This window comes from Acinetobacter portensis (assembly GCF_010646905.1).
Lineage (GTDB): Bacteria > Pseudomonadota > Gammaproteobacteria > Pseudomonadales > Moraxellaceae > Acinetobacter > Acinetobacter portensis.
This window is the reverse complement of the sequence record NZ_JAAARQ010000002.1, coordinates 3,021,804-3,034,179: the sequence shown is the minus strand read 5'-3', so window position 1 is coordinate 3,034,179 and position 12,376 is coordinate 3,021,804. Positions and strand designations below refer to the sequence as shown.

General features: G+C 36.7%; 8 protein-coding genes. 4 read left to right on the top strand and 4 right to left on the bottom strand.

Annotated elements, in window-relative coordinates; genetic code table 11:
• The first annotated feature begins 801 nt into the window (after window positions 1-801).
• Together GTK57_RS14755 and GTK57_RS14340 are read left to right on the top strand one after the other, a co-directional pair.
• A complete protein-coding gene (locus GTK57_RS14755; RefSeq protein WP_228720343.1) occupies window positions 802-1,068 on the top strand; it encodes a protein NO VEIN domain-containing protein in 267 nt (88 codons plus the stop codon).
• Between the two features lie 304 nt (window positions 1,069-1,372).
• Window positions 1,373-3,574: an OsmC domain/YcaO domain-containing protein gene (locus GTK57_RS14340; protein ID WP_163124468.1), complete on the top strand. Its 2,202-nt coding sequence runs from the start codon at window positions 1,373-1,375 to the stop codon at window positions 3,572-3,574.
• A gap of 104 nt (window positions 3,575-3,678) precedes the next feature.
• Here GTK57_RS14340 and GTK57_RS14335 read toward each other — a convergent pair whose 3' ends face one another.
• The 4 genes from GTK57_RS14335 to GTK57_RS14320 form a co-directional block, all read right to left on the bottom strand.
• Window positions 3,679-4,965, bottom strand: coding sequence for an MFS transporter (locus tag GTK57_RS14335; RefSeq protein ID WP_163124465.1), 1,287 nt, complete (start codon window positions 4,963-4,965; stop codon window positions 3,679-3,681).
• Between the two features lie 4 nt (window positions 4,966-4,969).
• A complete protein-coding gene (locus tag GTK57_RS14330) occupies window positions 4,970-6,112 on the bottom strand; it encodes a mandelate racemase/muconate lactonizing enzyme family protein (protein WP_163124462.1) in 1,143 nt (380 codons plus the stop codon).
• A gap of 290 nt (window positions 6,113-6,402) precedes the next feature.
• Complete coding sequence (garD, locus tag GTK57_RS14325; RefSeq protein ID WP_152873420.1) at window positions 6,403-7,950, bottom strand: galactarate dehydratase; 1,548 nt, start codon at window positions 7,948-7,950, stop codon at window positions 6,403-6,405.
• Window positions 7,951-8,013: 63 nt separating this feature from the next.
• On the bottom strand, window positions 8,014-9,378 hold the full coding sequence (locus GTK57_RS14320) for an MFS transporter (protein WP_152873422.1): 1,365 nt from the start codon (window positions 9,376-9,378) through the stop codon (window positions 8,014-8,016).
• A gap of 405 nt (window positions 9,379-9,783) precedes the next feature.
• On the opposite strand from GTK57_RS14320, the gene kdgD reads away from it, so the two are divergent.
• Together kdgD and GTK57_RS14310 are read left to right on the top strand one after the other, a co-directional pair.
• On the top strand, window positions 9,784-10,695 hold the full coding sequence (kdgD, locus tag GTK57_RS14315) for a 5-dehydro-4-deoxyglucarate dehydratase (protein WP_152873424.1): 912 nt from the start codon (window positions 9,784-9,786) through the stop codon (window positions 10,693-10,695).
• A gap of 34 nt (window positions 10,696-10,729) precedes the next feature.
• Window positions 10,730-12,316: an aldehyde dehydrogenase (NADP(+)) gene (locus tag GTK57_RS14310; protein WP_163124459.1), complete on the top strand. Its 1,587-nt coding sequence runs from the start codon at window positions 10,730-10,732 to the stop codon at window positions 12,314-12,316.
• The last annotated feature ends 60 nt before the right edge of the window (window positions 12,317-12,376 follow it).

Below are 12,376 nucleotides of genomic sequence, written 5' to 3'. Positions count from 1 at the left end.
AGCACAAATATGATTCGCCCTTTTTAATTCACTCAAATCCTTACTATTAATAGCTTTCATCCCGCAATATCCCATTTCTTCCCGAATCTTCCCAGGTCACTCTAGTGCAGAATAAATAGATAACTCACAGAACCATCTTCTAAGCATGTACTTGAACTATTAAATCACATTGAGGAAAAAAGCGGTGTATTAGTTCATAGCAGTGGGCATGGTAAAGAAGAAGGTACAGAACTCAAAGGTACTTTAACTTACAGTATTGGGCTAAGTAGTGGCATCATGATTGCCCTAAATAAAACTTTACCAAGCGTCTATATCAAACAATATTTACAAAATGGGGATGATATATTTAAGTTGCTACCCCATTTAAAAACTTATATATCTGATAAATACATGGTAAGTAAACTTGGACAATCAAAAAAAGGTTATAACACTTACTTGGATCAATTTGATTGGCTAAATCCGAGTGAAAAAATCCATCATTTTTACTTAAAAAAATTGATATAGCCCATGCAAAAGAAATTATTGATTTGCATATAAAACATGATGGTGTGATGGGGTTATCTAACCCTCCTAAAGATACAGCACATTCCTCATCTTCAAAGGGCAAAAAAATCAGAGAAAGAATTATCCCCTGAAGAGTTTTTAAAAAAGCTTGAACGCCAAGATGCTATTGGAATAAAAGGTGAAGATTTTGCAATTGCATATGAAAAAGCACGTTTAGAAAAACTAGGTGCTGATTTATCAAAAATAGAAGAATATCTGATTGATCGTAGAAAAATCAATGTCAGCCAAGGCTAAGACATTGAAAGTCATTTCAATGGTCAATCACGCTATATTGAGGTGAAAACTACAACCGTAAATGCAAATACAGAATTCTTTTTTAGCGCAAATGAATATGAAGTTCTTCAAGTAAAAGGCAAAGAAGCTTATATCTACCGAGTAGTACTGAGTGAAAATTTAAAATCATTCCTTGAGATTAAAGAAATTCAAAATCCATTTGGTTATAAAGACATAACCGATTTTAAAGCCATTGCATTTAAGGCGAAATTAAGTGACTTTGATGAGTGAAAATGAACTTAAATAACAGTATAAGTCATTGTATAAGTAATTATTTAATAGTTGTACAAAGGGTTTAGGCATAAATTCACTTAAATAGGTCTACATTTTTTATGAGTGTATACTGTGGTTATATCTCTGCAAATCCCTCTATAATAGCCATCATTATTACGAATGCTAAAATTTAGTTTGAGAACTGAGTTTTGCATAAGTCACATCTTTTTTAAGTCAAACTCATCCTATTGAAACGGCTTAGGTTACAAAATTCAAATTTTTATGTGCCAATGCAGGCATATAGAAATATTTAGGTGCATGCATGGAAATAAAGGTTAATTATCTCGATAATCTTCGACAAGAAGCAAAGTTCGATGATTTTACAGTAATCGCCGATCAGCCAATTCGCTATAAAGGGGATGGTTCAGCACCAGGACCATTCGATTATTTTCTTGCGTCATCTGCTTTATGTGCTGCATATTTTGTAAAAGTATATTGTGCTGCTCGTGACATCCCAACAGACAATATTCGTTTATCTCAAAACAATATTGTAGATCCTGAAAATCGTTATAAACAAATTTTCAAAATTCAGGTCGAACTTCCTGCCGATATCTCTGAAAAAGATCGCCAAGGGATTTTACGTTCAATTGATCGTTGTACTGTTAAAAAAGTCATTCAAACAGGCCCTGAATTTATTATTGAAGAAGTTGAAAGCATTGATGCAGATGCTCAAGCTTTGCTTATGCCAAGCCTGACTTCTGAAAATAGCACGTATATTTTAGGTAAAGATAAACCACTGGAAGAAACCATTGCCAATATGTCTGCTATTTTAGCGGGTTTAGGCATGAAAATTGAAATTGCATCTTGGCGTAATATTGTGCCAAATGTATGGTCACTTCATATTCGTGATGCACAATCTCCAATGTGTTTTACCAATGGTAAAGGCTCTACAAAAGAAAGTGCATTAGCCTCTGCTTTAGGCGAATTTATTGAACGTCTAAACTGTAACTTCTTCTATAACGATCAATTCTGGGGTGTAGATATCGCCAATGCAGAATTTGTTCATTATCCAGATGAAAAGTGGTTCCAACCAGGTTCAAAGGGTGAATTACCTCAAGAAATTCTAGATGAATACACTTTAGGAATTTATAACCCTGAAGATGAGCTTTTAGGTACGCATTTATACGACACCAATTCGGGCAATACAGCACGCGGTATTTGTTCATTGCCGTTTGTACGTCAGTCAGATGGTGAAACAGTTTATTTCCCATCTAACCTCATTGAAAACTTATACTTATCGAATGGGATGAGTGCAGGGAATACACTTGCAGAAGCACAAGTTCAGTGTTTATCTGAAATTTTTGAACGTGCTGTAAAACGTGAAATTTTAGAAGGTGAACTTACACTTCCAGATGTTCCTGAAGACGTTTTAGCAAAGTATCCAAGTATTATTGAAGGCATTAAAGGTTTAGAAGAACAAGGTTTCCCTGTATTGGTGAAAGATGCATCTTTAGGTGGTCAATTTCCTGTGATGTGCGTGACTTTAATGAATCCACGTACAGGTGGTGTATTTGCATCATTTGGTGCACACCCTAAACTTGAAGTTGCTTTGGAACGTAGTTTGACGGAATTGCTACAAGGTCGTAGTTTTGAAGGTTTAAATGATCTTCCGAAACCAACCTTTAGTTCTAATGCAGTAACCGAACCAAATAACTATGTAGAACATTTTATCGATTCAAGCGGTGTCGTGTCTTGGCATTTCTTCAGTGCAAAATCAGACTATGAATTTGTCGAGTGGGATTTCTCAAGCGAAGGCGAAAATGCCAATGCGGAAGAAGCTGCAACGTTGTTTGGTATTCTTGAAGAGCTAGGCAAAGAAAGCTATATGGCGGTTTATCAGCATTTAGGTGCAACAGCTTGTCGTATTTTAGTGCCCGATTATTCTGAGATTTATTTGGTCGAAGATTTGGTTTGGGATAATACCAATAAAGCACTTTTATTCCGCGAAGACATTTTAAATATTCACCGTTTAGATGACGAACAACTTGAAGCTTTGGTTGAGCGTTTAGAAGAAGTTGAAGCGGATGATTACACCGACATCGTAACCCTCATTGGTATTGAATTTGATGATAATACCGTTTGGGGACAATTGACGATTCTTGAATTGAAATTGTTGATTTATATTGCATTACAACAGTTTGAAGAAGCGAAAGAGTTGGTAGAAACATTCCTTCAATACAACACAAATACAGTTGAACGTGGTTTGTTCTATCAATGCATGAACGTGGTTCTAGAAGTTGAACTCGATGATGATTTAGACCTCAATGATTTTGAACCGAATTTCCGCCGTATGTTTGGTGATGAGCGTATGGATGCGGTGATTGGTTCAATGGATGGAAGTATTCGTTTCTATGGTTTAACTGAAACCAATATGCAGCTTGAAGGTTTAGACCGTCATTTACGTTTAATCGATAGCTATAAAAAATTACATGCAGCACGTGCAAAGTTTGTGGCTGTATCTTAATTTTTAAAGAATAGAAACATATCTGAGATTAGCGTAATAAAAAAGCTCCTAAATAGGAGCTTTTTTATTACTAATTTTTCATATCATACTCTTAACGACGGTAATTAAGCACCGACAGGCTCAGCAGGTTTTTTGCTTTTTACTAAAATAAGTAATGCAATAATACCTACAAATGCAAAGGCACTCGCTAAGATAAATGCAGTGTGATAACCACCACCGTATTGAATAATAAAGCCTGTTAAAGCAGGAGATAAAATACCTGCTAGGTTTGCAAGTAAGTGTACAAAACCACCCGCACTACCAATTTTATTCGCTGGTACGATATCTTGTAGTAAAGACCAACATGCTTGCGGAGTCATATAGGCAAAGATTGTTGCTACTGTAATACAGCCTACAGCCATCCACATAGATTGAGCAAACGCAGTTGCAAATACTGCAATGGCAGCAATCACTAAACCAACAAAAATAATGACTTTTCTAGAGAATAGGAAATTATTTGATTTCTTGAAAATGAAATCACAAATAATACCACCACCTAAGAAGCCGACAGTCGCACCTAACCAAGGCAACATACCAATAATACTCATGCTTTTAATATCAAGGTTTTGGTAATCTACAAGGTAGCTTGGTAACCAAGATAAGAAGAAGAATTGAATATAGTTAAAGCAGAAGAATGCTGCTGCAATACCTAAAACAGGACCAGAGAAAATATATGTCCAAATAGATGTTTGAACTTGTTCAACACCATCATCTGTAGTGGCAATAGAAGCAGGACGGTTTTCAACAATTAAGTCGCGTTCTTCTTGTGAAACTGAAGGGTGATCTTCAGGTTTATCACGGAATAAAAATAACCATGCAACAACCCAAACTAAGCCCAATAAACCAATAATGACAAAGGCAATACGCCAGCCATAATACAAACCAACTAAACCGACAATAGGTGCTGCAATTGCTGCGCCTAAGGGTTGACCTGCGTTAGTAAAACCAACTGCACGACCTACTTCTTTTTTAGGGAACCAATTAGAAATAGATTTATTGTTGGTTGTGCCCATTGGGCCTTCACCCATACCAAATAAAACACGAACAAATAGTAGTTGGCTAAAGCTTGTTACAACAGCAGTTGCACCGCAAAACACAGACCAAACTGATGCCGCAGAAGCGAATACTTTACGTGGACCAAATTTATCTGCGGCAATACCACCTAAAAAGCAGAATACACAGTAACCAATAAAGAATGCACTGAATAGCAGACCCATTTGCGCATCATTAAGTACCAAATCCTTTTTGACAAAGGGTGCCATAACAGAAAGGGCTGCTCGGTCTAAATAGTTTAAGATCCCTGCAAGGAATAATAGTATTGCAACTACTACTCGATATCTATTTTTAAACATGAATCTATACTCCTTGATTCATACAAGTTTTTGATGTGATGGTATATTTTTGAAGAATGTCTTCATTAATCTGAAAACCTAGACCAGGTGTTTCAGGCAATAAAATTTCAGGTTGATATTGCGTTAAAGCATGTAGATGTTCAGCAAATTGAATATAAGGAACTTCTAAATGAATTGAATCTGGAAGTAATGACACAAGATGTGCAGTGGCTAACATGCCTGGACCATAATAAAAACAGTGAGGTACAACAGTTACATTGTTTTCTAAACCTGCTTTAATCACTTGAATGGCTGAACTTATTCCACCAATTTTGGCAACACTTGGCTGAACAATATCGACAATTTTATTTTTAATTAATCGAATAGCATCTTGTTCACCTGCAGTGTTTTCTCCTGCAGAAATAGAAATGCCTTGCAGATTTAAATCTTTAAGTGCATCAAAATCATCTACAGGCCAAACAGGTTCTTCTAGCCATTTCAAATTCAAGGTTTTTAGTTTGGCAATTTCAGCTTCAGCTTCTTGTTTATTCCAACAACAATTCACATCAACCATTAACTCACAATCTGGTAAAAGAGCATTTTTAGCTGCTTCTACCGCTTCAAAAGTTGTTTCATGTAATTTGATTTGTTTGAAACCCTTAGAAACAACGTCTTGAACTTTTTTACTTACTTCGGCAGGGTCATTTTCATAACTAACCAAGCTTGGATAAATAGATACTTTTTGACGTTTTCCGCCCAATAATTTCCATAGTGGTAGTTTTTCTTGCTGTGCCAATAAATCCCAAAGAGCAATATCAATGGCAGAAAGGGCATAACGGATAGGACCAGTACGACCAAAACCATGAAATGCATATTCGGCATCTTTCATTAAAGTGCTTAAACTTTCTTGATCTGAAAACTGCTTATCTAAGAAAAATGGTGCAACTTGATGTTCTAAAGCAGAATAAGTTACAGGATTCATTAAGTGACCAAATGCTTCACCCCAGCCAATAAGACCATCTTGGGTGTGAACTTTGACAATTAAACTTTCCATCTTATCTAGATTAGGAGAGGCAGCATTGAAATCTTGTCCTGCATCATTTACTTGTTTTCGACCTGCGGTAAATGGAATTGCAATACGGATTATTTCAATTTTGGAGATTTTCATTGAATAGCATCCTGCTATAAATGATTAGAGATATGATATGAGACATCATACAACATAAAATATCTCAAATGTAACCCTTTGTATTCAACAAAATTGAAAAAATATTGGGTAAATTGGAGATGGAATTTAGACCATGGAGTATAAATATATCATTTGATAATGATATTATTTTTATATCTCTATTAGACTAATTAACTATATGTGTAATAAAATAAATATATGAATTAAATAACAAATTAGAATAAAACACATAGCGGCTAGCGCTATGTGTAATGAGGTGATTTTAAATTTTAAGTAATAGGTGCAGGGTTAAATACTGCAAGTGAATTTCTTAATCCCCAGTGATCAGACCACGTTTTTTTCTCACCACTTGCAATGGCTAAAATTAATTCAAAAAGCTCCCATCCCACTTCTTCGATGGTCTTTTTCCCAATGGCAATATCACCCGCACTGATATCAATCAGGTCATACCAACGATTCGCAATATTATTGCGACTTGCCATTTTAATTACAGGAACAGCAGCTAAACCGTAAGGAGTACCACGACCAGTGGTAAATACCTGAACGGTAATACCAGAAGCCATTTGCTGTGTACCACATACGAAATCGCTTGAAGGCGAGGCTGCAAAAATTAACCCTTTTTTAGTCGGTTTATTTCCAGGAGCTAATACTTCAACAATTGCAGAGCGTCCAGATTTTGCAATAGACCCCATCGCTTTTTCTACAATATTGTTTAAGCCACCTTTTTTATTGCCTGGTGTAGTGTTTGCACTACGGTCAACTTTACCTTGTTGAAGGTAATTGTCATACCATTGCATTTCTCGAATGAGATCCTCAGCAACTTCTTTGGTTGCAGCACGTGGTGTAAGTAAGTGAATACCATCTCGTACTTCTGTTACTTCAGAAAACATAACTGTACCGCCACAACGTACAATCAAATCCGATGCAAAACCTACAGCAGGGTTGGCTGTGACTCCTGAAAATGCGTCACTACCACCACATTGCATACCTACAACGAGGTGTTCGGCAGAAACCACTTCACGTTGGCGCTTATTTAGTTTTTCTAGATGGTGCTCTGCAACTGCAAGAATATGATCAACCATACTTTGGAAGCCATTATGCTTTTCATCTTGAAGCTGAATAATATCTTGGTCTTCTAATGGAATTCTTTTGTTTTCAGCAGGAATATTCAGTAAGCGTTCGGGTTGCATCTTTTCACAGCCTAAACTTACAACCATCACTTCACCACCAAAATTAGGATTTAATGATAAGTTGTGAATAGTGCGAATTGGGATGATTGCAGCAGGGGCATCAATAGCAACACCACAGCCATATAAGTGGTTTAAGCCGACAACGCCATCTACATTTGGGTATTTCGGCAATAATTCACGTTCTACAATTTGTACAACATAATCTACAATACCTTCAACACAGTTCACACTTGTGGTAATGGCTAAAACATTCTTTGTACCAACAGAACCATCTTTGTTTTTATAGCCTTTAAATGTATAGCCTGTTAATGGTTCTAAGTTTGGAGCGGGACGAGTCGCCATTTCTAAAGTATGTAGTTCAGGTGCTTCAGGCATGCGCGTTACAGCTTCGTTTACCCAAGAACCTTCGGCTAAATCTTTATTGGCATATCCAATAATTTCGCCATATCTTAAAATTTCGTCATTTTCTTTTAAAGCATTTAAAACAACTTTATGTCCTTGAGGGATAAATTCTTTAAGTGTGAGATCAAATTGTTCCACATATGTTCCGCTTGGCAGACCACCATCGTTCACCACGATTGCGACATTATCTAAGGGATTAATTTTGATGAGTAATGGTCGTTGCATAGTCGTTCCTTGTTTTACGCATTTATGTCAGGAGGTGAGGCTTAAGCCCACCTCCTTAATTGATTAGTGACTTGTTTTTTTGAGTTCAAATCGCTCAATTTTTCCTACAATTAATAAGTAGCAAAGAAGGGCAATAACAGCGTGAATTCCAACGAAGATTAACGCACCGTTGAAAGAACCTGTTGAGTTGATGATGTAACCAATCACGATTGGAATGACGATACCTGCGGTGTTACCAAAGGTATTGAATAAGCCACCAGATAAGCCAATCATTTCTTTTGGTGCAACGTCAGACATAACTGCCCAACCTAAAGAACCAAAGCCTTTACCAAAGAATGCTAATGACATGAAGAAGATGATTGCTGCTTGTGAACTTACATAGTTACAAATGATGATGCTTGTAGATAAAAATAAACCGAGAATAATCGGTAATTTACGAGCAAATGTCACAGACTTATTCATTTTGATGAGTTTGTCTGAAACTAAACCACCTAAAATACCGCCAATAAATCCGCATAATGCTGGAGCAACTGCTGCAAAACCTGCTTGTAAAATTGACATATTACGTTCTTTTACAAGGTAAACAGGGAACCATGTCAGGAAGAAGTAAGTTAGGCAGTTAATACAATATTGAGCAATGAAAATACCCAAAAGCATACGCGAAGATAAAAGTTGTTTGATGTCTGAAAATTTAACTTTGTTGGCAGCTCTATTTTCAGCTTTGGTTTCGCCCATTTCGACTAAACCACCACCATCTTTAATATACTGTAATTCTGCAGGGTTGATACTTGGGTGATTTACAGGGCTATAAATTACTTTTAGCCAAATAAATGAAATGACAATACCTAAACCGCCCATCACCCAGAAAATAGATTGCCATTGGTATTGAGTTACCAACCAGCCCATTAATGGTGCAAAAATGACAGTGGCAAAATATTGCGCGGAGTTAAATATTGCAGCGGCTGTACCACGTTCTTTTGTTGGGAACCAAGCTGCAACAATTTGGCTGTTTCCTGGAAAAGCAGGGCTTTCAGATAAACCCACAAGGAAACGGAGTAAGAACAGCACACTAATGATAATAGCTGTACTACCAAAAATATTTGAAAAGCCAATAAATACAGTGAATAAAGACCAAAGGAAAATACTCCAGAAGTATACTTTACGAGCACCAAATTTATCGAGTAACCATCCACCTGGAATTTGACCAATTACATAGGCCCATGAAAATGCAGAAAAAATATACCCCATTGTTACTGCATTTAAACCAAGTTCTTGTGACATTGGTGATGCAGCCATAGATAGCGTTGCACGATCACCATAATTTAAGGCAGTTACTAAGAAAATCATCGCTAAAATGTAATAGCGAGTTTTTGTGTGATTGACGGCTTTTTTATTATTTAAGCCATTTTGCGTTTGTAAGTTTTCCATACCAAACTCATATTAATGATCTTAATTTAGATAAATCAAATTAAGCTGACTTCATGTCGGAATTGATAATTCATATATGTCTAGTTTAAGTGTCATCTAGATATACATACGATGTGTATTAATTGAACACTAAGAAGAAGTATGACATCTTATGTTTTTTATTTTATTGTTTGCAAGATTTTTTTTAATTTTCTTGTATTTGATATAAATAAAGCATTGAAAAATAAAAAAATAATAATTTTATTATAAGTTTTTTTAATGCTTGGGTTTGTCTTAATATCATTGAATAACAATGATTTAAAGTGTGTTTTTCAATAAATTTTTGAAAAAGTTACGAAATCAACTTGATTATATTTATTTATGTCGTAAGATGTCATACAACATCAACGCAATGGAGTTTTTCAAATGGATGCAGTAGTTCTTAAAAATATTATTTCTGATGGCTTGTTGTCATTTCCAATTACAGATTTTGATGCTAATGGCAATTTTGATAAAGCTTCATATATTAAGCGTTTAGAGTGGTTAGCTCCATATGGTGCAAGTGCATTATTTGCAGCGGGTGGTACGGGTGAATATTTCTCTTTAACAAGTGAAGAATATTCTGAAGTGATTAAAACCGCTGTTGATACTTGTCGTGGTACAGTGCCAATTATTGCTGGTGCAGGTGGTCCAACTCGTCAAGCGATTGCTCATGCTCAAGAAGCTGAACGTTTAGGTGCTCATGGTATTCTTCTTATGCCACATTACCTTACTGAAGCTAGTCAAGAAGGTTTAATCGAGCACGTTAAACAAGTTTGTGACTCTGTTAATTTCGGCGTGATTTTCTATAATCGTAGCGTATCTCAGCTTTCACCTGAATCACTTATTAAATTGGTTGAAATGTGTCCAAACCTTGTTGGTTTCAAAGACGGTTTAGGTCAAATTGATACCATTACCCAAATTACTCATGCGCTTGGCGATCGTTTAGCTTATATCGGTGGTTTACCAACAGCAGAATTATTTGCTGCACCATATAAAGCATTAGGCGTTCCTGTTTATTCATCTGCTGTATTTAACTTCATTCCGAAAACTGCAATTGAATTCTTTAATGCAGTACGTAGTAATGACTCGGCTACAGTAGATCGTTTATTAAATGATTTCTTCTTACCGTACATTAAAATTCGTGACCGCAAAGCTGGTTATGGCGTAAGTATTGTTAAAGCTGGTGCAACAATTGTTGGTCATAGCGGTGGTCCTGTACGTGCTCCATTAAGCGATTTAAATGCTGAAGAAGTACAAATGCTTGCAGATTTAATCGCAAAATTAGGTCCTCAGTAAGTTTTAAGTTGTCGGTGTAGTTTGGAGTATCCTAATGAGTGAATTAATTGGAAAACAATTTATCAATGGTCAGCGCGTTGCAACAAATGCGCCTACATTGGACAGTATTAATGCAACAACGTATGAACCAACAGGTTATTTGTTTTGCCAAGCAACTTTAGATGAAGTGAATGACGCTGCTCAAGCTGCTCATGATGCATTCAAAGTTTATAATCAAACTACACCAAAACTTCGTGCGCAATTTCTTGAAGAAATTGCGACACAAATTGAAGCACTTGGTCCTCAATTACAAGAAGTTGCTTCACTTGAAACAGGCTTGCCATTAGGTCGTCTGCAAGGTGAGACAGGTCGTGTAACAGGTCAGCTTCGATTATTTGCTCAAGTTGTACGTCGTGGTGATTTCTTCTCTGCACGTATTGATCAAGCATTACCTGATCGTAAACCTATGCCACGTGTAGATTTACGTTTAGCAAAAATTGGTGTGGGTCCTGTCGCTGTTTTTGGTGCAAGTAACTTTCCATTAGCATTTTCTACTGCAGGTGGCGACACAGTTGCTGCATTTGCTGCAGGTTGTCCTGTTGTGTTTAAAGCACATTCAGGTCATATGGCGACTGCTGAATTGGTGGGTACTGCAATTCAAAAAGCAGTTGAAAAATGTGGTATGCCTTCAGGTACGTTCAATATGGTTTTCGGTGGCCGTATTGGTGCAGACTTAGTTGCACATCCGCTGATTCAAGCTGTTGGTTTTACAGGTTCGTTAGATGGCGGTATGGCACTTTACAATATTGCTCAACAACGTCCTCAACCTATTCCAGTATTTGCTGAAATGTCGAGTGTTAACCCAGTGGTTGTTTTACCACAAGCATTGGCTAACCGTGGTGCGCAAATTGCTGCTGAAACCGTTGCATCTTTTAATATGGGATGTGGACAATTCTGTACAAAACCAGGTCTTATTTTAGGTGTGAAGAGCCCTGAATTTGATCAGTTTGTTAAAGGGTTAGTAACGGCAACTCAAGCAGCAGCACCTCAAGTAATGCTTAATCAAGGTACATTGAAAAGTTATAAAGCAGGTATTGCTGAACTAGAAAATGAAGCTGGTTTTGAAAAAGTAGCAGTAGGTTTAGAAGCGACTTTAGTTTCTCAAGCAACGGCTCAATTATTCAAAGCAGATCAAAGCGTATTGCTTTCAGGTAATGTTAAGTTACAGCATGAAGTATTTGGTCCAATGTCTGTTGTGATTGCACTAGATGATGAAGAGACTTTGTTAAAAGGTATCGATCAACTTGCAGGTCAATTAACAGCAACAATTATTGGTGAAGATGAAGATTTCGTAGGTGCGGAAAATTTACTCAATCTTTTTGCTAAGAAAGCAGGTCGTGTGCTGTTTAATGGTTTCCCAACGGGTGTTGAAGTTTCTGATGCAATGGTTCACGGTGGTCCATTCCCAGCAACAAGTGATGCGCGTGGTACATCAGTAGGGACAGCAGCAATTGATCGTTTCTTGCGTCCAGTTTGTTACCAAAATACGCCTCAAGTACTTCTACCAGATGCTTTAAAAGATGAAAATCCACTTGGTTTAAATCGATTGGTGAATGGTCAGCTGAGTTCTGCAGCACTATAAAAGTTTTAATAAAAACAACTCAGTGCATAGTCACTGAGTTGTTTTTTTTTGGAGATTTAC

Coding starts and splice junctions, on each gene's coding strand:
- GTK57_RS14340 (WP_163124468.1), top strand. CDS start 1,373: ATGGAAATAAAGGTTAATTATCTCGATAATCTTCGACAAGAAGCAAAG.
- GTK57_RS14335 (WP_163124465.1), bottom strand. CDS start 4,965: ATGTTTAAAAATAGATATCGAGTAGTAGTTGCAATACTATTATTCCTT.
- GTK57_RS14330 (WP_163124462.1), bottom strand. CDS start 6,112: ATGAAAATCTCCAAAATTGAAATAATCCGTATTGCAATTCCATTTACC.
- garD (WP_152873420.1), bottom strand. CDS start 7,950: ATGCAACGACCATTACTCATCAAAATTAATCCCTTAGATAATGTCGCA.
- GTK57_RS14320 (WP_152873422.1), bottom strand. CDS start 9,378: ATGGAAAACTTACAAACGCAAAATGGCTTAAATAATAAAAAAGCCGTC.
- kdgD (WP_152873424.1), top strand. CDS start 9,784: ATGGATGCAGTAGTTCTTAAAAATATTATTTCTGATGGCTTGTTGTCA.
- GTK57_RS14310 (WP_163124459.1), top strand. CDS start 10,730: ATGAGTGAATTAATTGGAAAACAATTTATCAATGGTCAGCGCGTTGCA.